This window comes from Pseudoroseicyclus tamaricis, assembly GCF_012070395.1.
Taxonomy (GTDB): domain Bacteria; phylum Pseudomonadota; class Alphaproteobacteria; order Rhodobacterales; family Rhodobacteraceae; genus Pseudoroseicyclus_A; species Pseudoroseicyclus_A tamaricis.
On the sequence record NZ_JAAFYS010000001.1, the window covers coordinates 550866 to 574181 of the forward strand.

Sequence of the window (23316 nt, forward strand, 5' to 3'; positions counted from 1 at the left end):
TCTAAAGCGCGTCCCGCAATTCTTCGATGATCCGGGTGGCGCGGTCGTCGCCCGCGCCCTCCATCCAGTTGGTGACGAAGGCAAAGCCGATGCCGGCCTCGCTGTCGGCGAAGGCGCATTGCCCGCCGGCGCCGTCATGGCCGAAGCTGGTGGGGCCGAGGTAGCGGCGCGCCTCGCTGTCGAGCTGCACGCCCATGCCCCAGGCCGCGAAGGGGCCGGGCCCCTCGAAGACATGCGGGCCTTCGGATTGTGTTTGCGTGGCGAGGGCCAGCGTCTCGTCGGTGAGCAGGCGCGTGCCGCCGGTCGGACGAACGGTGGCCGACCAGATGCGGGCCAGCCCGTCGGCGGTGGCGATGGCGCCGGCGCCGGGGATGACGGCGCGCTGCAGCATCGGGTCGTTCCAGCCGCCGTCCTCGGTGACGAGATCGGCGGGCAGGGCGGCACCGAAGGTCATGGAGCGATAGGGCCAGTAGGGCGCCTCGGGGCTGTCCTTCTTGGCCTCTTCAACCCAGGCCTCGCTGAGGGCGGGGTGCACGCGGACATGCGCGACGCGGGGCGCTTCCGCCTCCGGCAGGCCGAACCAGACATCGGCACCGAGCGGCGCGGCGATGCGGGCGGCGAAGGCCTCGGCCGGCGGCTGGCCCGAGGCGCGGCGGGCGATCTCGCCCGTCAGCCAGCCATGGGTCAGCGCGTGATAGGCGTGGCCCGTGCCCGGCTCCCACAGCGGCTTCTGCGCGGCGAGGCGGGCGGCCATGCCGTCGAAATCGGCGATCTGCTCCGGCGAGGTCAGCCAGTCGCGCACCGCGGAGAGGCCGGCGCGGTGCGAGATGGCCTCGGCGACGCTGGTCTCACCCTTGCCCTCGGCGGCATAGTCCGGCCAGAGGCTGGCGACCTTGGCGGCATAGTCGAGCCGGCCCTCCTGCACGAGCTGGGCCAGCAGGACGGACATCATGCCCTTGGAGCAGGAGAAGACCGGCGTCGCTGTCTGCGCCGTCCATGGCGCACCGCTGCGGGCATCGGCGACACCGCCGTGCAGGGAGATGACCGGGGTGCCATCGCGGTAGATGACGAGGCTCGCGCCCATCTCGGGGCGGCCCTCGAAGGCGTCGTGGAAGGCCAAGGCGACAGTGTTGAAGCCGGGGGCGACCTGCCCGTCGATGGTCAGCGCGTCGGCCTTCATGCCGCATTCTCCAGTGTCAGGCGGGGCAGGGCGCCGCTGGTATCTACCGTCAGGGGGCGCGGATCGGCGATGCCGCCCTTGAACTCAACGCCGCCCCGGTTGTCGAAGCCCATGAGCTGCGCCTTGCCGGCGCGGTCGATGACCACGCGGCCGGCGTAGAGATCCTGGTTCACGATCAGGCTCGCCTCGGCGACGGGCCAGCTGCCGTCGCGCTCCGCCACGGCCCAGATGCCGCCGGTCTCGCCGGTGCGGGCGCCGCCGAGCTTGGCCGTGTCGCAGGAGAAGATCAGGAAGCGGTGACCCTCGACCTCGACGATCTGGAATACCTCCAGATGCCCGAAGCCGGCGCCGGGGGCGCTGAGCGGCGGCTGGACCTGCCAGCTGTGAAGATCGTCGGAGGTCGCCAGCGCGATGACGCCGCGGTCGTCATCCGGGCCGTCGTTGGCGCGTCCGGTGATGAGCATATTCCACGGGCCGAAGCCGTCGCGGTAGACCCACGGGTCGCGCCAGGCTTCCTCCGGCCAGGAGGAACTCCCCAGCGTCTCGTACCAGCGCGGATCGGCGGTGCAGACGGGGCCGGGCCGCTTGACCCAGGCGTGCAGGTCCTCGGAGACAGCGTGGCCGATGGTCTCGACATTCTCGTGGTGCGAGGCGTCCGCCGGGTCTGTGAAGCGGGTGCCGGTGTAGAACAGGTGCCAGAGCCCGTCGTCGCCCCGGATGACGCTGCCCGTCCAGGTGCAGGTGGCGTCGAAGTCCTCGGGCGCGCCGGCGTCGAAGATGCGGCCGTGGTCCTGCCAGTCCCTGAGGTCGGCGGAGGTGGCGTGGCCGATGCGGGCGTTCCGGTGGCGCAGGTCCGGATGGCCGACGCTGCGGGGGGCGTGAAGGTAGAACATGTGGAAGAGATCGCCGTCGTCGGCGAACCACATGTCCCACACCCAATGATCGGCCTTGTCGAAGCCCATGCTGTCGTCACTCCTCCCGAGCAGTCTTGCTAAAACGATTTACCTATTTGGCATCGGAACTCAATCCCCCTAGTAAAACGATTGAGCAAAGGGAGGGGCCATGGGCCGCGGCAGAACGACGATGGCCGACGTGGCGAAGCGGGCGGGGGTCTCCTCCGCCACCGTATCGATGATCCTATCCGGCCGTCCCGACACGCGTTTTTCGCAGGAGACGCACCAGCGCGTCCACGAGGCGGCGGCAGCCCTGAGCTACCGCCCCAACGTCGCGGCCCGGGCGCTGCGCACCGACCGCAGCCACGCCATCGCCTTCATCTCCGACCACGTCGCCACGACGCGCTTCGCCAACGGCTTGATTCGCGGCGCCCTGCGCGCCTCGGCGAGCGAGGGGCAGACGCTGATGGTGATGGAGACGGGCGGCGAGCCGGGGCGCGAGGCGCGCACCATCGACGCCGCGCTCGACCGGCAGGTGGACGGCATCATCATCGCCTCGATGCGCGCCCGCGAGATCACGCTGTCGAAGACGCCGCCCGGCATCCCGATGGTGGTGCTCAACGGCACGTCCCGGCAATGCCCCGCCTCCGTCCTGCCCGACGAGGAGCGCGGCGGGCGCGACGCGGTGGCGCGGCTGGATGCGGCGGGGCTCCTCGGCTCCGTCGCGCTGGTCGGCCACGAGGCGGCGGCGGAGGAGGGGCTCTTCCGCTCGCTGCCGATCCAGCGGCGGCTGGACGGCATCCGCTCCGGCATGGAGGCGAGGGGTGCGACCTTCGCGCGCGAGCTGTCGATCTGGGAGTGGGAGCCGTCGAACGGCTACGCGGCGGCGATGGAGCTGCTGCAGGGGGCGGACCGGCCGCGTGCGCTGCTCTGCCTCAACGACCGGCTGGCCTTTGGCGCCTACCAGGCCTGCATGGAGCTGGGGCTGCGCATCCCCGAGGAGGTGTCGCTGATGTCCTTCGACAACGACGAGCTGGCGGCCTACCTGCGCCCCGGCCTGACGACCATCGCCCTGCCGCACGACGAGATGGGCGCCCGCGCCGTCGCCCGCGTCGTCCGCCCCGAAGAGGGCGAGGAGCTGGTGACGATGCCGCTGATCGAGCGAGGGTCGATCCGGGCGGCTCGGTAGGGGCGCTCGCACCGTCGCTGTGGTCTCTGCCTGACGGCGGACTTGACCGGGTGGGCCCAGCCTCCTCTTTCTTAAGGTCTGGGTTTCTGAGCTCCAGGCCATCAGGCATAGCGTGCAACGGCCGGGTGGTCTCGGAAGGTCAGACACGCCTGCCCAAACGTTCCTCCATGAGATCGCCGGCGGCCAGTCTGATCCGGGCGGGACGCCCGCCGAGGTCAGCCCGCCGCTTTCCCGGGCCCCACTCAATTAAGCTTGCGCGATAAAAGTCATACTATATTACTTATCTCGGGCAGCCGGCTCGCTAGGGTCGATCATGCCTCCGGCAGAGGGTCGTGACCGCTCGGTCGGACAAGGGAGGAGCGGCGCCGCCTCGTGCGCCGACACGTCTAAGGAGGACGATCACGTGAGACTGACCCGCCGTGCGGCCCTGGCCATGAGCCTGGCCACCGCCACCCTCGCCGCCGTTCCAGCTTTCGCGCAGGACATGGGCACCATCGGAATCGCGATGCCGACCCAATCCTCGGCCCGCTGGATTTCCGACGGCAATTCGATGGTCGAGCAATTCGAGGCCGCCGGATACGACACGATCCTGCAATATGCCGAGGACGATATCCCGACGCAGCTCGCCCAGGTCGAGAACATGATCACCCAGGGCGTCGACGCGCTGGTGATTGCCGCCATCGACGGCACCACGCTGTCGAACGCGCTGGAGAACGCGGCCGCCAGCGGCATCCCGGTCATCGCCTATGACCGGCTGATCCGCGACAGCGCCAACGTCAACTACTACGCCACCTTCGACAACTTCCAGGTCGGCGTGCAGCAGGCGGAAAGCCTCGTCGCCGGCCTCGAGGAGCGCTTCCCCGATGTCGAGCCGTGGAACGTCGAGCTCTTCGGCGGCAGCCCGGACGACAACAACGCCTACTTCTTCTACGACGGCGCCATGAGCGTGCTGCAGCCGCTCATCGATGACGGCAGCGTCAACGTCGTCTCCGGCCAGTCGGGGATGGACGTCGTCGGCACGCTGCGCTGGGACGGCGCGGTGGCGCAGGCGCGCATGGATAACCTGCTCTCCGCCAATTACGGCGACCAGCAGATCCACGGCGTGCTGTCGCCCTATGACGGGCTGTCCATCGGCATCCTCTCCTCGCTCAAGGGCGTGGGCTACGGCTCGGGCGACATGCCCATGCCGATCGTCACCGGGCAGGACGCCGAGATCCCCTCCGTCAAGTCGATGCAGGCCGGGGAGCAGTACTCCACCGTCTTCAAGGACACGCGCGAGCTGGCGCGGGTCACCGTCGGCATGGTGCAGGCGCTGCTGGAAGGCGGCGAGCCGGAGATCAACGACACCGAGACCTACGACAACGGCGTGATGGTCGTGCCGTCCTACCTGCTCGAGCCGGTGTCGGTGGACAGCTCGAACTATGAGGACGTGCTCCTCGGGTCCGGCTACTACACCGAAGACCAGCTGCAGTGAGCCAATGGCGGGGCCCCCGAGCCGGGGCCCCGCCGCGCGACAGGGGGGCACGCACATGGCCGCACTGCTGGAGATGCAGGCGATCACAAAGACATTTCCGGGGGTCCGCGCGCTCGACGAGGTGAGCTTCACCGTCGAGGAGGGCGAGGTCCACGCGCTGGTGGGCGAGAACGGCGCCGGCAAGTCCACCCTCATGAAGGTGCTGTCGGGGGTCTATCCGCATGGCAGCTACGAGGGGCAGATCCTCTACGACGGCGCCGAGGCGCGCTTCCGCGACATCGCCGACAGCGAGGCGGCGGGGATCGTCATCATCCACCAGGAGTTGGCGCTGGTGCCGCTGCTGTCGATCGCCGAGAACCTGTTTCTCGGCAACGAGCAGGCCCGCGGCGGCGTGGTGAACTGGCCGGCCACCTACCGGCGCACGGAGGAGCTGCTCGCCAAGGTTGGCCTCAGCGATCCGCCGACGCGGTTGGTCGGCAAGATCGGCGTCGGCAAGCAGCAGCTGGTGGAGATCGCCAAGGCGCTGGCCAAGGACGTGCGCCTGCTCATCCTCGACGAGCCGACGGCGGCCCTGCAGGAGCAGGACAGCGCCAAGCTGCTCGATCTCATCCTGGAGCTGAAGGCGCAGGGCGTCACCTCCATCATCATCAGCCACAAGCTCAACGAAGTGCGCAAGGTCGCTGACCGGGTGACCGTCCTGCGTGACGGCGCCACGGTGGGCACCATGCCCAACGCCGACCTCACCGAGGACAGGATCATCCGCGACATGGTCGGCCGCGACATGGCGCATCGCTACCCGCAGCGCACGCCGAAGATCGGCGAGACGCTGATGGAGGTGAAAGACTGGACGGTCTGGCACCCCGAGCAGGCCGACCGCAAGGTGATCGACGGGGTGGACCTGACCGTCCGCGCCGGGGAGATCGTCGGCATTGCCGGGCTGATGGGCGCCGGCCGTACCGAGCTGGCGATGAGCATCTTCGGCCGCTCCTACGGCACCAACATCAGCGGCGAGGTGCGCATGAAGGGCCGGCCCGTCGATACCTCGACGGTGCCGCGCGTCATCCAGGCCGGGCTCGCCTACGTGACGGAGGACCGCAAGGAGCTGGGCCTCATCCTCGAAGAGCCCATCGTGCGCAACATCACGCTCGCCAACCTTGCCGGCGTCTCGAACGGCGGTGTCCTCAGCAGCGGCGAGGAGCAGCAGGTGGCCGAGCGCTACCGGAGCGCGATGAACATCCGCACGCCCAATGTGCACCAGAAGGTGGTGAACCTCTCCGGAGGCAACCAGCAGAAGGTGGTGCTGTCGAAATGGCTCTTCGCCGAGCCGGAGGTGCTGATCCTCGACGAGCCGACGCGCGGCATCGACGTGGGCGCGAAGTTCGAGATCTACGGCATCATGAACGACCTCGCGGCGCAGGGCAGAGGGGTCGTCATGATCTCCTCCGAGATGCCCGAGCTGCTCGGCATGTGCGACCGCATCTACGTGATGAACCAGGGCCGGATCGTGGGCGAGCTCGCCGCATCCGAGGCGAGCCAGGAGGCGATCATGGGCCGCATCCTGGCCGATGAATGAGGGGGCAATAGGCAAGACATGAGCACCAGCGAACCCAATACCGGCGTGGCCGACGAGCGCCCCGCCGAGCATCCCAGCGGCATCGGCGCCTTCCTCGGCAGCCACCTGCGCGAATACGGGATGCTCTTCGCCCTCATCGCGATCATGGCTTTCTTCCAGATCGCCACGGACGGCACCCTCTTGAAGCCGGTGAACATCACCAACCTCTTCCTGCAGAACAGCTACATCATCATCATGGCGCTGGGCATGCTGCTGGTCATCGTGGCCGGGCATATCGATCTGTCGGTCGGCTCCGTCGTCGGCTTCGTCGGGGCGCTGGCGGCGGTGATGATGGTCAACTGGGACTGGGCGGTCTGGATCACCATCCCGGCCTGCCTGCTCGTCGGCGCCGCCATCGGCGCGGCGCAGGGCTACTGGGTGGCCTACTGGCGCATCCCCTCCTTCATCGTGACGCTGGCGGGGATGCTCGTCTTCCGCGGCGCCTCGCTCTGGCTGCTGGAGGGGCAGTCGGTCGGCCCGTTTGAGCGGTCCTTCCAGTCGCTCTCCACCGGGTTCATCCCCGACCTGCTGCCCTTCGTGAAGACATTCCTCGGCATGGAGCGGCTCAACGGCTTCGCGGTCGTCGTCGGCGTTCTCCTCGCCGCGGCGCTGGTGCTGAGCGGCCTGCGCACCCGCCGGCAATCGGCGCGCTACGGCATGGATATCGAGCCGATGGCCTTCTTCGCGCTGCGCAACGTGCTGGTGGCCGGGGCAATCGTCTTCATCGCGTGGAAGCTGGCGACCTTCCGCGGCCTGCCCAACGTGCTCATCACCATGGGCGTGCTGATCGTGCTCTACGCCTTCATGACGGAGAACACGACGCTGGGCCGGCGCATCTATGCGGTGGGGGGCAACCTCAAGGCCTCCAAGCTCTCGGGCATCAAGGCCGAGCGGCTGACCTTCCTGACATTCGTCAACATGGGGATGCTGGCGGCGCTGGCGGGGCTGATCTTCGCGGCCCGCCTCAACACGGCGACGCCCAAGGCCGGCAATGCCTTCGAGCTCGACGTGATCGCCGCCGTCTTCATCGGCGGGGCCTCGATGTCGGGCGGCGTCGGGCGGATCGTGGGAGCCGTGGTGGGCGCCTTCATCATGGGGGTCATGAACAACGGCATGTCGATCCTCGGCATCGGCATCGACTACCAGCAGGTCATCAAGGGCCTCGTGCTGCTCGCCGCCGTGATCTTCGACGTCTACAACAAGAACAAGTAGGGCAGGGCCCCTTGGCGGACGGCGCCGGACCCGGGAGGCGGGTGCGGCGCCGTTCCTGTCTGCGGGGGCCTCAGCCCGCCGCGCGGGCGCGCCCAAGTTGCGGCAGGGCCAGAGCGAGGAGCAGCAGCGCGACGGCGACGAAGACCAGCGCCCCGGCCCGCTCGTAGCCCCAGACACCCGCCACCCCGCCGAGGAGGAACGCCCCGAGCGTGGCGCCATGCAGCTTCAGCCGCGGGCGGACCTGCGCGGAATCGGCGCGGCCGGTGAGCAGCGCGAGGGCGATGCCGATGTCCGTCGCGACACCGGAGACATGGGTGCTGCGGACGCGGGCGTCGGAGATATGGGTGGTTGCCGCGTTCTGCAGGCCCATCAGCAGGCTGAGGCCGAGCAGCATCGTCCACCGCCCGATCTGCGGCGGCAGCGCGATGTCGAGGAGGGCGAGGGCGAGGAGGAGCAGCGCCTCCAGCAGGATGCTGAAGGCGTAGATCCCGAGGATCCGCCGGCGCCGCCCCGCCTCGATCAGCAGCGTCGAGACGAAGGCGCCGAGGATGAAGGCCGCGAGTAGCGCAGCGACGAGCAGCGCCGGGCGCCAAGTGCCCAGCGCGATCATGTCGGAGAGCGTCGAGACGTTGCCCGTCATGTTGGCGGAGAAGTAGCCCAGCGACCGGAAACCGGCGGCATTGATCGCCCCCGCCGCCAGTGCCAGCCAGGCCGCCAGCCGCAGGTCGATCGCGACCGTCCGCTCCCCTCCGACATGTATCAGCATCCCGCGCCCCCTTTGCCGGCAACCTAGGGGGCCGCTGCGCCGGGCGGCAAGGCCGGCGGGCGCGACATCTCCGCCGGAAGGGACGGGGCCCCGCCTCAGCGGGCGCAGTAGAGCCGGTGCAGCGTCTCGAGGATGGCGATGACCTCCTCCCCGGCGAGCCGGTAGTAGATGGTCTGCGCCTCGCGCCGCGCCTCGACCAGCCCGGCCTCCTTCAGCCGCTTGAGCTGCTGGGACATCGTCGGCTGCGGGATGTCGCACAGGCGCGCCAGCTCCCCCACCGATTGCTCCCTCTCGAGGAGGCGGCAGAGGATCCGCAGCCGCGTCTCCGACGAGAGCAGCCCCATCAGGGTGGCGGCGCCCTTGATGTCTCCCTGAAGGAGCGCGTCAGCTTCCATATATGCGGCCTCTTGTATATTCTGAATGATGCATATATTGGGCCTGTCAGTCGAGGCAAGCGCCGCGACCAATTATTGTTAGCACGGAGCGATGAGATGGAAACCGCCTTCACCCCCCTGGCCTCGCTCGGGGGCGGCCTGATGATCGGCGCGTCGGCCCTGCTGCTGATGGCCACCAACGGGCGCATCGCCGGGATCAGCGGGCTGACCTCGCGCATCTTCGCCCGCGCCACCGATGGCGAGGCGCGGGGCGTCTCGGCCCTGTTCATCCTCGGCCTGCTGCTCGCCGCGCCGCTGTGGTGGCTCGTCTCCGGCGGCTGGCCGGAGCAACGGGTGCCGTCCAGCCCGCTCCTGATGGCGGTCGCCGGCCTGCTCGTCGGCTTCGGCGCCATCCTCGGCGGCGGCTGCACCTCCGGCCACGGGGTCTGCGGAATCTCGCGCGGCTCGGCCCGCTCGATCGTCGCCACCGTGACCTTCATGACGGCGGCGGTGCTGACCGTCCTCGTCACCCGCCACCTGATCTGAGGCGCCCTCGCATGAAACAACTCTTCGCTCTCCTCTCGGGCCTGCTCTTCGGCGCCGGGCTGATCCTGTCGGGCATGTCCGATCCGGCCAAGGTGCTGAACTTCCTCGACATCTTCGGGTCGTGGGACCCGAGCCTCGCCTTCGTCATGGGCGGCGCCATCCTCGTCACCGCGCCGGGCTACGCCCTGCTCACCCGGGCCCGCAGCCGGCCGCTCTTCGACACCGCCTTCCGCATCCCCACCCGCCGGGACCTCGACGCGCGGCTGATCTCGGGCGCCGTGATCTTCGGCGTCGGCTGGGGGCTCGGCGGCTTCTGCCCCGGCCCGGCCCTCACCGCGCTGCCCCTCGCGGCGAGCGGGACGCTGATCTTCGTGCCCTTCATGCTCGCCGGCATGTGGGCGGCCCGCCGTGTCCCGGACCTCAGCCTGACCGCGAAAGGAGCGACCCGATGAGCGCCCCCCTCAAGACCCGTGTCGTCCGCCATTCCCCCTCGACGGGGGCGGGCAGCCCCGATGTCTGGGGCATCTACGAGCCCGATACCGGCTCCATCCAGTACATCTGCGCCGACCCGCCGACGAAGAAGGCGGCGCTGATCGACGTCGCGTGGAACTTCGATCCGAAGAACTACCGCTTCTCGACCGGCAGCATGGACCAGGTGCTTGATCTGGTGCGCGAGCAGGGGCTGACGGTGGACTGGGTGCTCGACACCCACCCCCATGCCGACCACGTCATGGCCTCGGCCCATCTGAAGGAGCGGACGGGCGCGCCCAACGCCATCGGGGCGCTCGTGCCCGACATCGCCGACATCTGGGCCGGCCTCTACAACCTGCCCGGCGCCTTCGCGCCGGAGCGGGATTTCGACCGGCTCTTCGAGGAGGGCGAGACCTTCCGCCTCGGCGAGCTGGAGATGAGCGTCATGCTCTCCCCCGGCCACACGCTCGGCTCGATCACCTATGTCTGCGGCGACGCGGCCTTCGTGCATGACACGTTGATGCAGCCCGATGTCGGCACCTCGCGGTCCGATTTTCCGGGCGGCAAGACCTCCGAGCTCTGGGACTCGATCCAGGCGATCCTCGCGCTGCCGGGGGAGACGCGGCTCTTCGTCGGCCATGACTACGGCGCCGAGGGGCGGGACGAGCCGCAATGGGAGGCGACGGTGGCCGAGCACCGGGCCGGCAACCGGCACGTGAAGAACGGCACTAGGCGCGGGGCCTACATCCGGCGCCGGCAGGAGCGGGATGCGACGCTGCCGCTGCCGGACCGCATCCTCGCGGCGCTGCAGATCAACCTGCGCGGCGGGCGGCTGCCGCCGGCGGAGGCGGATGGCCACCATTACCTCAAGCTGCCCGTGAACCGCTTCGAGTGACGCCCCGGGGGCGGCCTCCGCCCTCCTCTCCCAGCCCCGGAGTCCCCGCCATGTCCCTGCCGCAGCTGTCGCGCTACCTGCCGATCCTCGACTGGGGCCGGCGCTACGACCGGGCGGCCTTCACCGGGGATGCGGTGGCGGCGGTGATCGTGACGATCATGCTGATCCCGCAATCGCTGGCCTATGCCCTTCTGGCGGGGCTGCCGCCGGAGGCGGGGATCTACGCCTCCATCGCGCCGATCCTGCTCTACGCGCTCTTCGGCACCTCCCGCGCGCTCGCCGTCGGCCCCGTCGCCGTCGTCTCGCTGATGACGGCGACGGCAGTGGGCGGCGTCGCCGAGAGCGGCACGGCCGGCTACATGGCGGCGGCGCTGACGCTGGCGCTGCTCTCGGGGGCGATGCTGCTGGCGCTGGGGCTCTTCCGGCTGGGCTTTCTGGCCAACTTCCTCTCCCACCCCGTCATCGCCGGCTTCATCACCGCCTCCGGCATCCTCATCGCGGCGAGCCAGCTGCACCACATCCTCGGCATCGAGGGCGAGGGGGACACGCTGCCGGAGATCGTCGCCGGGCTCTGGGCGCATATCGGTGAGACCAACCCGGTCACGCTGGCGCTGGGCGTGGCGGCCACGGCCTTCCTCTACTGGGTGCGGGGCGGGCTGAAGCCGCTGCTGCGTCGGCTCGGCCTCGGCCCCCGCATGGCGGACCTCGGGGCGCGCACGGGGCCGGTCGTCGCAATCGTGGCGACGACGCTGGCGGTCTGGGGCTTCGACCTCGGCGCGCGGGGCGTGGCCATCGTGGGCGAGGTGCCGCAGAGCCTGCCGCCGCTGACGCTGCCGTCGCTGTCGCCGGCGCTCATCTCGGAGCTGGCGGTCCCGGCGCTGCTGATCTCCATCATCGGCTTCGTGGAATCGATCTCCGTCGCGCAGACGCTCGCGGCCCGCACCCGGCAGCGGATCGACCCGGATCAGGAGCTGATCGGCCTCGGCGCGGCGAACATCGGCGCGGCGATGACCGGCGGCTTCCCGGTGACGGGGGGCTTCTCCCGCTCCGTCGTCAATTACGACGCGGGGGCGGAGACGCCGGCCGCCGGGGCCTTCACCGCCCTCGGCCTCGCGCTGGCGGCGCTCTACCTGACGCCGCTGATCCACTTCCTTCCCAAGGCGACGCTGGCGGCGACGATCATCGTGGCGGTGCTGAGCCTCGTCGACCTGTCGATCCTGCGGCGGGCCTGGGCCTTCAGCCGGACGGACTTCGCCGCCGTCTCGGTGACCATCCTGCTGACGCTGCTGGCGGGGGTTGAGATCGGGGTGATGGCCGGGGCGCTCACCTCGATCCTCGTGCACCTCTACAAGACGTCGCGCCCCCACATGGCGGTCGTCGGGCGGGTGCCGGGGACGGAGCACTTCCGCAACGTGCTGCGCCATGACGTCGAGACGCAGCCGCACGTGCTGTCGCTGCGGGTGGACGAGAGCCTCTACTTCCCCAACGCCCGCTTCCTGGAGGACCGGCTGGCCGCCTTCGTGGCGGAGAAGCCGGAGCTGACGGATGTGGTGCTGATGTTCCCCGCGGTGAACGAGATCGACCTCTCGGCGCTGGAATCGCTGGAGGCGATCAATGCGCGCCTGCGGGAGGCGGGGATCCGGCTGCACCTGAGCGAGGTGAAAGGCCCGGTGATGGACCGCCTGAAGCGCTGCAAGCTGCTGGAGGAGCTGACCGGCGAGGTCTTCCTCAGCCAGCACGAGGCCGTCTGCCGGCTGGCGGAGGGCCGGCCGAGCCGCCCGGGCTGACGCCCCCCGCGCCAATCGGAGGACGCGCCGGCTTGGCAGGCGCGGTGGATGCCGTATCCTTGGCCGATGCAGAGCGTCATTCGGCCCATCTCCCTCTCCCGCCCGTCGCGGCTGACGCCGGCGGCGACGCTCGTCGCGGCGCTGCTCGTCGCGCTGGTGCTGGGGGCGGCGGCGCTTCTGGCCGTGCAGGGGGTGCTTCGCGACCGGGCGGCGGACGACGCCGCCTCCATCCTCGCGCGGACGGAAGGCACGGTGACCGGCTGGCTCGCCCGCCACCGCGCGCTCCCCAGCCTCTATGCCGAGGATCCGCGGGTGCGCGCCACGCTGACGCCCGACGTCACGCCGGCAGAGCTCATCGCCCTAGGCGAGGTCCTGAAGGAGTGGAACGACATTGCCGGCACGTCGGACACCTACGTCATGGGCCCCGACGGGACGACGCTGGCCGCCTCCAACCAGTTCGGCGAGGTCAGCTTCGTCGGGCGTAACTTCTCCTTCCGCCCCTATTTCACCGAGGCGATCGCCGGTCAGTCCGGGCGCTTCTTCGGGCTGGGGACCACCTCGGGCCTGCGGGGCTACTACGTCTCCGCCCCCATCCGCGACGGGGAGACGATCCTCGGCGTCATCGCCGTCAAGATCTCCCCCGACGTTCTGGAGGCGGCGCTGGCCGACGCCGCCAACCCGCTCTTCGTGACGGATGATGCCGGCGTCGTCATCCTCTCCGGCCTGCCGGAGCTGCGGCTGACGGCACTGCGCCCCGCCCCGGCGGAGGCGCAGGCGCGGGTGGAGGAGACGCGGCGCTACGACCTCGGCGCCATCGCGCCGGCCCCCGTCGCCACCGCCGGCGACTGGGCGAGCCTGCCCACCGTCACCGGCCCGGCGACGACGGAAGGCGGGCGCCCGCGCGACTACATCCGCTTCGATGCGCCGGTGCCGGGCGAGAGCTGGCAGATGCACCTGCTCTATGACACCGCCGCGCTCCGCAGCCAGATGCGCACCGCCCTCGCCGCCGTCATCGCCGCCCTCGTCGCCGCCGGCGCCCTCGCCGGACTGGCCATGCAGCGCCGCCGCCGGCTGGAGGACAGGCTGGCGGAGCGGGAGCGGGCGAGGGTGGAGCTGGCGCGCAAGGTGGAGGCGCGGACGGCGGAGCTCTCCGCCTCCAACCGCAGGCTGGAGGCCGAGGTGTCGGAGCGGATCGCGGCCGAGGCCTCGCTGCGCCAGACGCAAGGAGAGCTGGTGCAGGCTGGCAAGCTGGCGGCGCTGGGGCAGATGTCCGCCGCGCTGAGCCACGAGTTCAACCAGCCGCTGACCGCCATCCGCACCTATGCCGAGAATGCCCGCGCCTTCTACGACGCCGGCCGCAGCGAGCGGGCGGAGGACAACCTGCGCCGCATCCTGCGCCTGACCGAGCGGATGGCGCAGCTCTCCAAGCACCTCACCCGCTTCGCCCGCCGCTCGGACGGGGAGACGGGGGCGGTGGCGCTGGACGGCGTCATCGCCGAGGCGCTGGCCCTCCTCTCCGGCCGCATCACCCGGCGGGGCGCGGAGGTGCGGGTGGAGGGGGAAGGCGGGCTGGCGGTCATGGGCGGCGCGGTGCGGCTGCAGCACGTGGTGATGAACCTCGTCGGCAACGCGATGGAGGCGGTGCCGGAGGAGCGGGTGCCCCAGATCGCCATCCGCTGCGCGGTGGAGGGCGAGCGGGTGACGATGGTGGTGGAGGACAATGGCGAGGGCATCCCCGAGGAGGTGCTGCCCAAGGTGTTCGATCCCTTCTTCACCACCAAGGAGGTCGGCTCCGGCCTCGGCCTCGGCCTGTCGATCTGCTACAACATCGTCCGCGATTTCGGCGGCGAGATGCGCGCCGAGCCGCGCGGGGCAGGGGGTGCGCGCTTCGTCGTCACGCTCGCCCGTGCGGCCGAGGCGCCGCAGGTGGCCGCCCAGTGAGCCGCCGATGAGCGCCGCGCCCGAGCCCGACGTGCTGCTCGTCGACGACGACGAGGATATCCGCGCCTCCCTGTCGCAGACGCTGGAGCTGGCGGGCCTCACCGTCGCCGCCTTCGCGCGGGCGGAGACGGCGCTGGAGCGGCTGGGGCCCGATTTCGCCGGCGCCGTCGTCTCCGACATCCGGATGCCGCGCATGGACGGGCTGGCCTTCCTGCAGGCGGCGCTGCAGCGCGACGCCGAGCTGCCGGTGATCCTCATCACCGGGCATGGCGACGTGCCGCTGGCGGTCGATGCGCTCCGCCGCGGGGCGTGGGACTTCATCGAGAAGCCCTTCCCCTCGGAACGGCTGACCCATGCCATCGCCCGCGCGCTGGAGCGGCGGCGCATGAGCATGGAGCTGCGGGCGCTGCGCCGCACGCCGCCGCCGGATGCAGCGCTGGATGCGCTGGTGCTGGGGCAGAGCCCGGCGATCCAGGAGATCAAGCGCAAGCTGCCCACCATCGCCGCCAGCCCGCTCGACGTGCTTATCGTCGGCCCCACCGGCACGGGCAAGGAGCATGTGGCCCGCGCCATCCATGCCCTCGGCGGCGATCCGCGCCGGCCCTTCGCCACCATCAACCTCGCCGCCCTGCCGGCCGAGCAGGTGGAGGCGGAGCTCTTCGGCCATGTCGCCGGCGCCGGGCCGGGCACGGCGCGGGCGCGCACCGGCCGGCTGGAGCATGGGCGCGGCGGGACGATCTTCCTCGACGAGATCAGCTCGGCGCCGCTGCCCCTGCAGGCCAAGCTCCTGCGCGTGCTGGAGGACCGCGCCATCCTGCCCCTCGGCGCGCAGGAGCCGGTGCCGCTGGGCGCGCGCTTCATCGCCTCCAGCCGCGTGCCGCTGGAGGAGCGGGTGGCGGAGGGCGCCTTCCGCGACGACCTCCTCTACCGCATCAACCCGGTGACGCTCCGCCTGCCGCCGCTGGCCGAGCGGGGCAGCGACGTGCCGCGCCTCTTTGCCACCTTCGTGGCGCTGGCGGCGCGGGAGGTGGACAGGCCGGCGCCGGAGGTGACGCCCGAGCAGCTCATGCGCATCGCCGCCCGCGACTGGCCGGGCAACCTGCGCGAGCTGCGCAACGCCGCCGACCTTTTCGTGCTCGGCCTCTCCGACGAGCCCCTGCCGGAGCCGCCGGGCGTGACGCTCGCCGAGCAGGTGGAGCGCTTCGAGCGGGACGTCCTCGCGCGGACGCTGGCGGCCAACGACGGCAGCGTGAAGGCGACCTACGAATCCCTCGGGCTGGCCCGGAAGACGCTTTACGAAAAGATGCAGAAGCACGGCCTGCGCCGCGAGGACTTCAAGGACTAGGCGCCCGAGGGGTGGTCTGCCACCCACGCGAACGGCATCGCGGGTGGCGGCGGGAACATCCGGCCGCTTTTCTGCCCGGCAAGGCTTGCATGGCTGCCTTGAGCGGCTTGCATGGCGGCCTGCCCCCGTGGCCTTCCTTCGCCCAACCGGTCGGCCGCCGCCCCTCTCGCGGCGGACTGCCGGTCCCAACGGAGGAGAAGACCATGAAATTCACAGCCATTTCCGCCATCTCGCTCGCCGTCGTCCTGACCGGCGGCGCCGCCGTCGCGCAGGACCGCGAGGGCTGGCCCGACAGCTTCACCGTCGGCACCGCCAGCCAGGGCGGCACCTACTTCGCCTACGGCTCCGGCTGGGCGAACCTCGTGGCCGACGAGCTGGGCATCTCCGGCGGCGGTGAAGTCACCGGCGGCCCGATGCAGAACATGGCGCTCGTCCATACCGGCGACGCCGCCTTCGGGATGACGACGATGGGCCCCGCCGCCGAGTCCCTCGCCGGCACCAACCCCATCGCGCCGGGCCTCGAGATGACGGGCGCCTGCGCCATCTTCCCGATGTACCAGACGCCCTTCTCGGTGACGGCGCTGGCCTCCTCGGGGATCGAGAGCGTCTCCGACATCCCCGACGGCGCCCGCATCGGCTTCGGCCCCGCCGGCTCCACCTCCGACACCTACTTCCCGCAGATGATGGACACGCTCGGCGTCAACTACGACCGCCGCAACGGCGGCTGGTCCGACCTCGGCGGGCAGCTGCAGGACGGCCTCTTGGACGTCATCGCCTTCGCCGCCGGCGTGCCGGTGCCGGCCGTCAGCCAGCTGGAGGTGCAGACCGACGTGAACATCATCGAGTTCACCGAGGAAGAGCAGGCGCAGTTGCTGGAGGCCTTCCCCGTCTCCTCCTTCGAGATCGCGGCCGACACCTATTCCACGCTGGAAGAGCCGGCCCGCTCCGTCTCGATGTGGAACTTCGCCATCGCCGGCTGCGACCTGCCGGAGGACTTCATCTACGAGGTCGTGGACATCGTGATGTCCGACAACGAGCGGATGGTGAACATCCACCGCGCCGCCACTTCCACGCTGCCGGAGAACTGGGACAAGAACACCGTCCTGCCCTGGCACCCCGGCGCGGCGCGCTGGTTCGAGGAGAATGCCGGCGCCGACATCGCCGATGACATGATCGGCGGCTGAGGCGCGGCTGCGGGCCGCGCCCCTCACCGGCGCGGCCCGCCCATCGGGTGACACGGGCGCCCCGTGAGTTGTGGGCGCGACAACAGGGGGAGGGGAGAAAGACATGAGCGAGCGCAGGGACGAGACGATGGAGCCCATCGTCGCCGATGGGGTCGACGATGAGGTGATCGAGACCAACCGCCGCATCTTCGCCGGCTGGCGGTTCACGGCCGTGGGCCTTCTGGCGACGTTCTACGCCGCCTTCCACATGGCGGCGCTCAACGGGCTGTCGATCTACGAGATCACCGGCATCCGCATCCCCTTCCTGCCCACCTTCCCGATGGAGACGTGGAACTTCCGCATCGTGCACGTGGCCGGCGCGCTGTTCCTCGGCTTCATCCTCTTCGCCTCCGGCCCCTTCGGCGACGAGGAGGAGGACAGGCGGCCGATGATCGGGCGCATGGCGATGGTGTTGATGATCCCGGCGCTCATCGCCCTCGGCGCGGCCATCTGGTTCGCCACGCAGATCGCCGGCGGCGTGATGTGGAACGGCGTCGACGAGGCCATCCGCTCCCGCGAGATCTGGGCCTTCGGGGTGCCGCTGCTCATCGCCACCGGCGGGGCGATCCTGCTCTCATGGGCGCATCGGGGGCCGCGCGCGGGCGTGTCGCCGGCGGATTTCGTCCTCGGCGTCTGCGGTATCGCCGTCGCGGCCTATCTCATCACGATCTACGGCACGCTCATGCGCAACTCGACGGGCACGCCGTTTGCGCCCATCGGCATCTCCATCGCCGCCGTCGCCGGCGTGGCGCTGATCATGGAACTGACGCGCCGCGTCGCCGGGATCGCGCTCGTCATCATCTCCGCCGTCTTCCTCGCCTATGTCTTCCTCGGGCCGTTCCTGCCCGGCTTCCTGACGGCGCCGGCGATCAGCTGGCAGCGCTTCTTCAGCCAGGTCTACACGGATGCCGGCATCCTCGGGCCGACGACGGCCGTCTCCTCGACCTATATCATCCTCTTCATCATCTTCGCCGCCTTCCTGCAGGCCTCGAAGGTGGGGGACTACTTCGTCAACTTCGCCTTCGCCGTCGCCGGCCGGGCGCGGGGCGGGCCGGCCAAGGTGGCGATCTTCGCCTCCGGCCTGATGGGGATGATCAACGGCACCTCGGCGGGCAACGTTGTCGCCACCGGCTCGCTGACCATCCCGCTGATGAAGAAGGTCGGCTACCACAAGAAGACCGCCGGCGCCGTCGAGGCCGCCGCCTCCACCGGCGGGCAGATCATGCCGCCGATCATGGGCGCCGGGGCCTTCATCATGGCCGAGATCACCGGCATCCCCTACACCGAGATCGCCATCGCGGCGATCATCCCGGCGGTGCTCTACTTCGCCTCCGTCTACTTCATGGTGGATTTCGAGGCCGCCAAGCTGGGCATGCGCGGCATGCGCAGCGACGAGCTGCCGAAGGTCGGCGTCATGGCGCGGCGGGCCTTCCTCTTCCTGCCCATCGTCATCCTGATCGTGGCGCTGTTCATGGGCTATTCCGTCATCCGCGCCGGCACGCTGGCGACGCTCGCCGCCGCCGTGGTCAGCTGGCTGACGCCCTACCGGATGGGGCCGCGCTCCATCGTCAAGGCCTTCGACCTTGCCGGCATCATGTCCATCCAGATCATCGCCGTCTGCGCCTGCGCGGGGATCATCGTCGGCGTCATCTCCCTCACCGGGGTCGGCGCGCGCTTCTCCAACCTGCTGCTCGGGCTGGCGGAGGCGAGCCAGCTGCTCGCCCTCTTCTTCGCCATGTGCATCGCCATCCTGCTGGGCATGGGGATGCCCACCACGGCCGCCTATGCCGTCGCTGCCTCCGTCGTCGCCCCCGGCCTCGTCGAACTCGGCATCCCGCAGCTGACGGCGCATTTCTTCGTCTTCTACTTCGCGGTGCTCTCGGCGATCACCCCGCCCGTGGCGCTCGCCTCCTACGCGGCGGCGGGGATCTCGGGCGCCAACCCGATGGAGACCTCCGTCACCTCCTTCAAGATCGGCATCGCCGCCTTCGTGGTGCCCTTCATGTTCTTCTACAACAGCGCCCTCCTGATGGACGGCACGTGGATGGAGGTGCTGCGCGCCGGCCTGACGGCGACGATCGGGGTCTTCCTGCTCTCCTCCGGGGTGCAGGGCTGGTTCCTCGGGGAACGGACGGCCTGGTACATGCGGGTGGGGCTGCTCGTCTCGGCGCTGTTCATGATCGAGGGCGGGCTGATGACGGACCTCGTGGGCCTCGGCATCGCGGCGGTCGTCTACCTCGTCCGCCGCTTCGTCAACCCGGACCCGGATGCGCCGCTGGTGGTGAAGGGGGCGGACTGAGGGCGGGGCCAGCCGCCGACGGGGCCGCCTGAAGAGAATCCCTCTCGCAGATCTTCTGCGGGAGGGATTGTCATGTGGGGTTTGGGGAGCGTTGGCTTCGGACGTCTCCGACGGCCGGGGGCCTCGGCGCCGGTCATAGCAGCGTCTTCAGATCCTGCTCCGCCCGGTCCAGCCGGTCCGTCAGACCCGGTTCGCTCTTCTCCAGCCAATCCACGGTGACGTGGGCGAAGACGGCCATCCCGATCTGCGCGGCGAACGCGGCCCTGTCATCCGGCACGCCGCGCGCGCGCAAGGCCTGCGCCAGGGCCGCGGCGAGAGCGGCCGTCTTCGCCAGTTCGCGTTCCTGCAGAGCCGGCGTCGCCGAGATCACCGCCTGCCGGGGCTCGGAGAAGGGTCGGTTGGCGTCGAGGAGCGGACAGACCGACCGGAAGGCGCGGAACAGGGTGCCCAGCGGCGGCGCATCCGGCGGGATGTCGTCGATCGCGGCAAGCAGCGCCTCCAGAAGCACCGCCTGCCCGTCGAACAGGACTTCGCGCTTGTCGGCGAAATGCCGGAAGAAGGTGCGCTCCGTGACGCCGGCACGGGCGGCGATCTCGGCGGCGGTGGTGCTGTCGAACCCCCGTTCGCCGAACAAGTCTACCGCCGCCTGCTGCAGCCGCGTCCGCGCCGTATCCGCCAAAACTCCGATCTCCCCTGTCAGTCACTGACGTTCTTGCTTGTCAGTCACTGACATCGGCTCTATGTCAGTGACTGACAGGGATCATAGGATCCCCGCCACCATGTGCAAGGAGATCAATCATGCATGTCTTTCTGACAGGGGCGAGCGGCTGGATCGGCTCGATGATCGCGGCCGACCTGCTGGCCGCGGGCCATACCGTCACCGGGCTGACGAGCGTGCCGGCCAAGGCCGCCGCGCTGAGCGCCGCGGGTGTGACACCGCTCGTCGGGACGCTTCAGGATATCGACGTCCTGCGCCGCGGCGCCGAAGAGGCGGACGGGATCATCCACACGGCCTTCGGGCTCGATGTCTCGAAAATCGCCGAACTGGCTGCCGAAGACAGCGCCGCCATCGAAACCTACGGCGAGGTGTTCGCGGGATCGGCGCGGCCCATCATCGTCACGGACGGCTTCCTCCACCTGACGGGCGAAAAGGCGAAGGAAACGGACCGGCCCGAGGTGATGCCGGCGTTCCCCCGTGCCTCGCAGCAGACGGCGTTCGCGCTGGCGGACCGCGGCATCCACGCCAGCGTCATCCGCAATCCGCGGTCGGTGCATGGCAAGGGGGAGAAGCACGGTTTCGTGCCGATGCTGGCCGCCGTCGCGCGTGAGAAGGGCGTCTCCGCCTATATCGGCGAGGGGCCGAACATGTGGCCCTCTGTCCACCGCCTCGACGCCGCGCGCGTCTACCGGCTGGCACTGGAGCGCGGCGCCCAGGGCGAGGCCTATCACGCCGTCGCGGAGGAGGGCGTGCCGTTCAGGGACATCGCCGAGGCGCTCGGCCGCCAGCTCGGCCTGCCGGCCGTGTCGCTGACGCCCGAGGAGGCCGAGGCGCATTTCGGGCCGCTGGCGATCTGGGTCGGCAACGACGGCCCCGCCTCCAACGAATGGACCCGGGACACGCTCGGCTGGCAGCCCGAACAGCCCGGCATCGTGGCCGATATCGAGCAGCCGGATTATCAGGGGTAACGACCGTCCGGGATGCCGACGACCCAGAGATCCGGCAGGGGGCGGCGCAGTTCGCGCCGCCCCGTTTGCCGTCACTTTGAAAGCAGCACGGGCAGGGTGGCGCCCTCGACGAGGTGCCGCGTGACCGCGCCGACGACGAAGTCGTAGGTGCGCGAGTGGCCATAGGCGCCCGTCGCCACCAGCTCCGCCTCCGTCTCCAGCGCGGCGGAGAGGAGGGTCTTCGCCGTCTCGCCCGCCGGCGCCTCGCGGTCGACGAGGCTGACGGCGTAGCCCTGCCTATCGAGCGCGGCGGCGAGGTCGTGGCGGGAATCGAGGGCGAGCGCCGAGGGCGTGGCGTGGTTGTGGACGCGCAGAAGGTCGATCGTCGCGCCCGGAGCCGCCAGCGCCAGCGCGTCATGGGCGGCGCGCGTCGCCTCCCGCGTCGGGCTCCAGCCGATCATCAGGCGGCGCACGGGGGCGGGGAGGCCGCGGCCCTCGGGCAGCATCAGCACGGGGCGCCCGCCATGGCGGATCGCCGCCTCCTGCGCCCACTTGTCCTCCGGGCGCATCGCGGCCGGGTCGGCGCGGCCCAGCACCACCAGATCGGCGGCGCGCAGCGTCTCCAGCAGCCACTCGCGGGCGGAGATGGCACCGGGGCCCTGCGAGCGGAATTCGGCGCCGAAGCTCTCGCCCCGGGTCGCCGCCTCGAAGCTGGTGCGGATCGCGGCGCTCTCCTCCAGCTGCCAGTCGAGGAGCGTCGGCTCGAAGAGCGGGCCGTAGGGCGCGCCCATGGCGGAATAGGGGATGACCGCCTGCGCCGGGTGCACGCCCGTGAGGTGCGCGCCGTGGCTGCGGGCGACCTCGCAGGCGAGCGGGATCAGCCACGAGGCTTCATGGGCAGAGAAGAGGCCGAGGGCGATGGTCTTGATACTCATGGGAAGCGTCTCCGGTTGGCCGGGGCCGGCCCGGCACTGGAAGTCTGCCACTGCGCGCGGTGCGCGTCCTTGACCGGGATCAAGTGTCGCCGCCCGAGCCCGCACTGGACGCGGCGGAAGGGAGCGGCGCAGAATGGGGCGGGGCGGGCGGTGCCGGCCCGCTGGTTTGTACGAGTTGAGGGGCGCCATGAGCCGCGACGTGGCGATCATCTTTGGCCTGAAGGTGCTGGCGGTCGGCCTGAACGCGCTGGGGCTGGCGGCGCTGGCGAGCGCCTCCAGCGTGGCGGCCTTCGGCGCCTTCGCAGCGCTCTTCAGCGCGGGAATGCTGATCTCCATCCCCGCCATGGCCGGGCTCAACCTCTCGCTGGTGCGCCACACGAGCGGCGCGGGCCCGGGCCGGCTGGCGCTGGCACGCCATGGGCTGGGGAGGCTGGCCGGCGGGCTGGCGGCGGCAGGGGTGCTGGGCGGCGTGGTGCTCCTGCTGGCAATGCGGGAGGCGGCGGCGGGGCCCCTCGCCGCTCTGCTCTTCGGGCTCACCTACGGCTTCTCGGAGGTGCTGCAGAGCACTGCGCGCGCCTTCGACGGGCCGGTGCGCGCCTTTGTCTGGCGGGAGATCGCCTGGCGGGCCGCCTTCTTCCTCACCGCGCTGGCGGCGGCGCTGGCGGGCGGGTTGCCGGCGCCGGCGATGCTGGGGCTGCTGACGCTGGCGCTGCTGCTCGTCACTGCCCTGCAGGCGCGGCTGAGCGCCCTCTGGCCGCTGCGCGCGCCGCGGGTGGCGGAGGCGGGGCGGCTCTGGCGGCATGCGCCCGGCTTCATGGGCGTGTCGCTGCTGTCGACGGCGGCGCAGCACCTCGTCGTCCTCCTCGCCGGGGTGACGCTGAGCCTCGAGGCCGCGGCCTATTTCTTCGCGGCGTTAAAGGTGGTGCAGATTCTCTCACTCAGCGTTGTCGCTGTAAACTTTGTCTTAACCACTCACCTGAGAGACTTCAGGAAAGGAAAGACAGGAGAGACGGATACCAAAACGCTCACCGCGATCTGCGCCACGGCGGCGTGGGGAAATCTCCTCTTCTGGGGCGCAGGAATGGCGGCATTGCTGGTCTTCGGCCGGCTGATCCTGTCGCTCTTCGGCGCGGCCTATGAAAGCGGAGGTGTGTATCTGGCCATTCTCGGTGTTGCGGCCGGGCTGAATGCGGGCACGGGGCCGGCGGGCTTCGTGCTGGTGATGTTCGACCGGCAGAGACAGTTCAACCTGGTGTCGGCCTTGGCGGCATCAGGCGGGGCGGGTTTGTGCCTCCTCCTCGGGGGGGCGTTCGGTCTTGTAGGGTTTTGTTGGGGTTACGTGTGTTGGATCGGTCTGCAGAATACGGGCGCCGCGTGGATGGCCTGGCGGACTCTCGGCATCAACCCGACCGCCCTCGCCCGGCCCGACTGGCGACTCCTGCGGCGCTGAGACGGACGATTCTGGCGCCCGTCGGGGCGTTCCTGCATCTCGCCCGCCGCATTGGCCGG

20 protein-coding genes are annotated in these 23316 nt (G+C 70.4%); 14 read left to right on the forward strand and 6 right to left on the reverse strand.

The genetic code is table 11. The features are described 5' to 3' along the window. Position 1: 1 nt before the first annotated feature. Together GY170_RS02540 and GY170_RS02545 are read right to left on the reverse strand one after the other, a co-directional pair. Positions 2-1180, reverse strand: coding sequence for a serine hydrolase domain-containing protein (locus tag GY170_RS02540; protein WP_203531143.1), 1179 nt, complete (start codon positions 1178-1180; stop codon positions 2-4). Beyond that, positions 1177-2142 (reverse strand): glycoside hydrolase family protein, encoded by a 966-nt coding sequence (locus GY170_RS02545; protein WP_163889671.1) that lies wholly within the window; start codon positions 2140-2142, stop codon positions 1177-1179. Before GY170_RS02545 ends, GY170_RS02540 begins: the two co-directional genes overlap by 4 nt. Before the next feature lie 100 nt (positions 2143-2242). Here GY170_RS02545 and GY170_RS02550 point away from each other — a divergent pair, with 100 nt between their 5' ends. From GY170_RS02550 to mmsB, 4 genes are all read left to right on the forward strand, one after another. Further along, positions 2243-3262, forward strand: coding sequence for a LacI family DNA-binding transcriptional regulator (locus GY170_RS02550; RefSeq protein ID WP_163889673.1), 1020 nt, complete (start codon positions 2243-2245; stop codon positions 3260-3262). Positions 3263-3695: 433 nt separating this feature from the next. After that, the gene (gene chvE, locus GY170_RS02555) at positions 3696-4736 is read left to right on the forward strand and encodes a multiple monosaccharide ABC transporter substrate-binding protein (RefSeq protein WP_163891115.1); all 1041 of its coding nucleotides are present in this window, start codon (positions 3696-3698) and stop codon (positions 4734-4736) included. Between the two features lie 55 nt (positions 4737-4791). Further along, positions 4792-6309: a multiple monosaccharide ABC transporter ATP-binding protein gene (mmsA, locus tag GY170_RS02560; RefSeq protein ID WP_163889675.1), complete on the forward strand. Its 1518-nt coding sequence runs from the start codon at positions 4792-4794 to the stop codon at positions 6307-6309. Positions 6310-6327: 18 nt separating this feature from the next. Then, positions 6328-7560 carry a multiple monosaccharide ABC transporter permease gene (mmsB, locus tag GY170_RS02565; protein ID WP_163889677.1) on the forward strand — a complete coding sequence of 411 codons (1233 nt, stop codon included), beginning with the start codon at positions 6328-6330 and terminating at the stop codon, positions 7558-7560. A gap of 70 nt (positions 7561-7630) precedes the next feature. On the opposite strand, the gene GY170_RS02570 is transcribed toward mmsB, so the two are convergent. Then, positions 7631-8326 (reverse strand): YoaK family protein, encoded by a 696-nt coding sequence (locus GY170_RS02570; protein WP_163889679.1) that lies wholly within the window; start codon positions 8324-8326, stop codon positions 7631-7633. A gap of 95 nt (positions 8327-8421) precedes the next feature. Continuing rightward, positions 8422-8721 (reverse strand): ArsR/SmtB family transcription factor, encoded by a 300-nt coding sequence (locus tag GY170_RS02575; RefSeq protein ID WP_163889681.1) that lies wholly within the window; start codon positions 8719-8721, stop codon positions 8422-8424. A gap of 96 nt (positions 8722-8817) precedes the next feature. Between GY170_RS02575 and GY170_RS02580 the strand changes: the two genes are divergently transcribed. The 8 genes from GY170_RS02580 (at position 8818) to GY170_RS02615 (ending at position 19207) form a co-directional block, all read left to right on the forward strand. Continuing rightward, the gene (locus GY170_RS02580; RefSeq protein WP_163889683.1) at positions 8818-9246 is read left to right on the forward strand and encodes a YeeE/YedE family protein; all 429 of its coding nucleotides are present in this window, start codon (positions 8818-8820) and stop codon (positions 9244-9246) included. Positions 9247-9257: 11 nt separating this feature from the next. Next, the gene (locus GY170_RS02585) at positions 9258-9698 is read left to right on the forward strand and encodes a YeeE/YedE family protein (RefSeq protein ID WP_163889685.1); all 441 of its coding nucleotides are present in this window, start codon (positions 9258-9260) and stop codon (positions 9696-9698) included. Further along, positions 9695-10612 (forward strand): MBL fold metallo-hydrolase, encoded by a 918-nt coding sequence (locus GY170_RS02590; protein ID WP_163889687.1) that lies wholly within the window; start codon positions 9695-9697, stop codon positions 10610-10612. Before GY170_RS02585 ends, GY170_RS02590 begins: the two co-directional genes overlap by 4 nt. A 50-nt stretch (positions 10613-10662) precedes the next feature. After that, positions 10663-12399 (forward strand): SulP family inorganic anion transporter, encoded by a 1737-nt coding sequence (locus GY170_RS02595; protein ID WP_163889689.1) that lies wholly within the window; start codon positions 10663-10665, stop codon positions 12397-12399. A gap of 66 nt (positions 12400-12465) precedes the next feature. Next, on the forward strand, positions 12466-14340 hold the full coding sequence (locus tag GY170_RS02600; protein ID WP_163889691.1) for an ATP-binding protein: 1875 nt from the start codon (positions 12466-12468) through the stop codon (positions 14338-14340). A gap of 7 nt (positions 14341-14347) precedes the next feature. After that, complete coding sequence (locus GY170_RS02605) at positions 14348-15685, forward strand: sigma-54-dependent transcriptional regulator (protein WP_163889693.1); 1338 nt, start codon at positions 14348-14350, stop codon at positions 15683-15685. Positions 15686-15888: 203 nt separating this feature from the next. Next, on the forward strand, positions 15889-16869 hold the full coding sequence (locus GY170_RS02610) for a TAXI family TRAP transporter solute-binding subunit (RefSeq protein WP_163889695.1): 981 nt from the start codon (positions 15889-15891) through the stop codon (positions 16867-16869). 103 nt (positions 16870-16972) lie between these two features. Next, complete coding sequence (locus GY170_RS02615; protein ID WP_163889697.1) at positions 16973-19207, forward strand: TRAP transporter permease; 2235 nt, start codon at positions 16973-16975, stop codon at positions 19205-19207. Positions 19208-19340: 133 nt separating this feature from the next. Here GY170_RS02615 and GY170_RS02620 read toward each other — a convergent pair whose 3' ends face one another. Next, complete coding sequence (locus tag GY170_RS02620; RefSeq protein WP_203531144.1) at positions 19341-19886, reverse strand: TetR family transcriptional regulator; 546 nt, start codon at positions 19884-19886, stop codon at positions 19341-19343. A 119-nt stretch (positions 19887-20005) separates the two neighbouring features. Between GY170_RS02620 and GY170_RS02625 the strand changes: the two genes are divergently transcribed. Next, positions 20006-20893, forward strand: coding sequence for an SDR family oxidoreductase (locus tag GY170_RS02625; protein WP_163889699.1), 888 nt, complete (start codon positions 20006-20008; stop codon positions 20891-20893). A 71-nt stretch (positions 20894-20964) separates the two neighbouring features. On the opposite strand, the gene GY170_RS02630 is transcribed toward GY170_RS02625, so the two are convergent. Beyond that, the gene (locus GY170_RS02630) at positions 20965-21807 is read right to left on the reverse strand and encodes a universal stress protein (protein WP_163889701.1); all 843 of its coding nucleotides are present in this window, start codon (positions 21805-21807) and stop codon (positions 20965-20967) included. Positions 21808-21994: 187 nt separating this feature from the next. On the opposite strand from GY170_RS02630, the gene GY170_RS02635 reads away from it, so the two are divergent. Further along, a complete protein-coding gene (locus GY170_RS02635; RefSeq protein ID WP_163889703.1) occupies positions 21995-23257 on the forward strand; it encodes a lipopolysaccharide biosynthesis protein in 1263 nt (420 codons plus the stop codon). Positions 23258-23316: the final 59 nt, after the last annotated feature.

Bases quoted from the DNA above. Each gene is read 5' to 3' on its own strand.
- GY170_RS02540 (WP_203531143.1), bottom strand. From the start codon at position 1,180: ATGAAGGCCGACGCGCTGACCATCGACGGGCAGGTCGCCCCCGGCTTC.
- GY170_RS02545 (WP_163889671.1), bottom strand. From the start codon at position 2,142: ATGGGCTTCGACAAGGCCGATCATTGGGTGTGGGACATGTGGTTCGCC.
- GY170_RS02550 (WP_163889673.1), top strand. From the start codon at position 2,243: ATGGGCCGCGGCAGAACGACGATGGCCGACGTGGCGAAGCGGGCGGGG.
- chvE (WP_163891115.1), top strand. From the start codon at position 3,696: ATGAGCCTGGCCACCGCCACCCTCGCCGCCGTTCCAGCTTTCGCGCAG.
- mmsA (WP_163889675.1), top strand. From the start codon at position 4,792: ATGGCCGCACTGCTGGAGATGCAGGCGATCACAAAGACATTTCCGGGG.
- mmsB (WP_163889677.1), top strand. From the start codon at position 6,328: ATGAGCACCAGCGAACCCAATACCGGCGTGGCCGACGAGCGCCCCGCC.
- GY170_RS02570 (WP_163889679.1), bottom strand. From the start codon at position 8,326: ATGCTGATACATGTCGGAGGGGAGCGGACGGTCGCGATCGACCTGCGG.
- GY170_RS02575 (WP_163889681.1), bottom strand. From the start codon at position 8,721: ATGGAAGCTGACGCGCTCCTTCAGGGAGACATCAAGGGCGCCGCCACC.
- GY170_RS02580 (WP_163889683.1), top strand. From the start codon at position 8,818: ATGGAAACCGCCTTCACCCCCCTGGCCTCGCTCGGGGGCGGCCTGATG.
- GY170_RS02585 (WP_163889685.1), top strand. From the start codon at position 9,258: ATGAAACAACTCTTCGCTCTCCTCTCGGGCCTGCTCTTCGGCGCCGGG.
- GY170_RS02590 (WP_163889687.1), top strand. From the start codon at position 9,695: ATGAGCGCCCCCCTCAAGACCCGTGTCGTCCGCCATTCCCCCTCGACG.
- GY170_RS02595 (WP_163889689.1), top strand. From the start codon at position 10,663: ATGTCCCTGCCGCAGCTGTCGCGCTACCTGCCGATCCTCGACTGGGGC.
- GY170_RS02600 (WP_163889691.1), top strand. From the start codon at position 12,466: ATGCAGAGCGTCATTCGGCCCATCTCCCTCTCCCGCCCGTCGCGGCTG.
- GY170_RS02605 (WP_163889693.1), top strand. From the start codon at position 14,348: ATGAGCGCCGCGCCCGAGCCCGACGTGCTGCTCGTCGACGACGACGAG.
- GY170_RS02610 (WP_163889695.1), top strand. From the start codon at position 15,889: ATGAAATTCACAGCCATTTCCGCCATCTCGCTCGCCGTCGTCCTGACC.
- GY170_RS02615 (WP_163889697.1), top strand. From the start codon at position 16,973: ATGAGCGAGCGCAGGGACGAGACGATGGAGCCCATCGTCGCCGATGGG.
- GY170_RS02625 (WP_163889699.1), top strand. From the start codon at position 20,006: ATGCATGTCTTTCTGACAGGGGCGAGCGGCTGGATCGGCTCGATGATC.
- GY170_RS02630 (WP_163889701.1), bottom strand. From the start codon at position 21,807: ATGAGTATCAAGACCATCGCCCTCGGCCTCTTCTCTGCCCATGAAGCC.
- GY170_RS02635 (WP_163889703.1), top strand. From the start codon at position 21,995: ATGAGCCGCGACGTGGCGATCATCTTTGGCCTGAAGGTGCTGGCGGTC.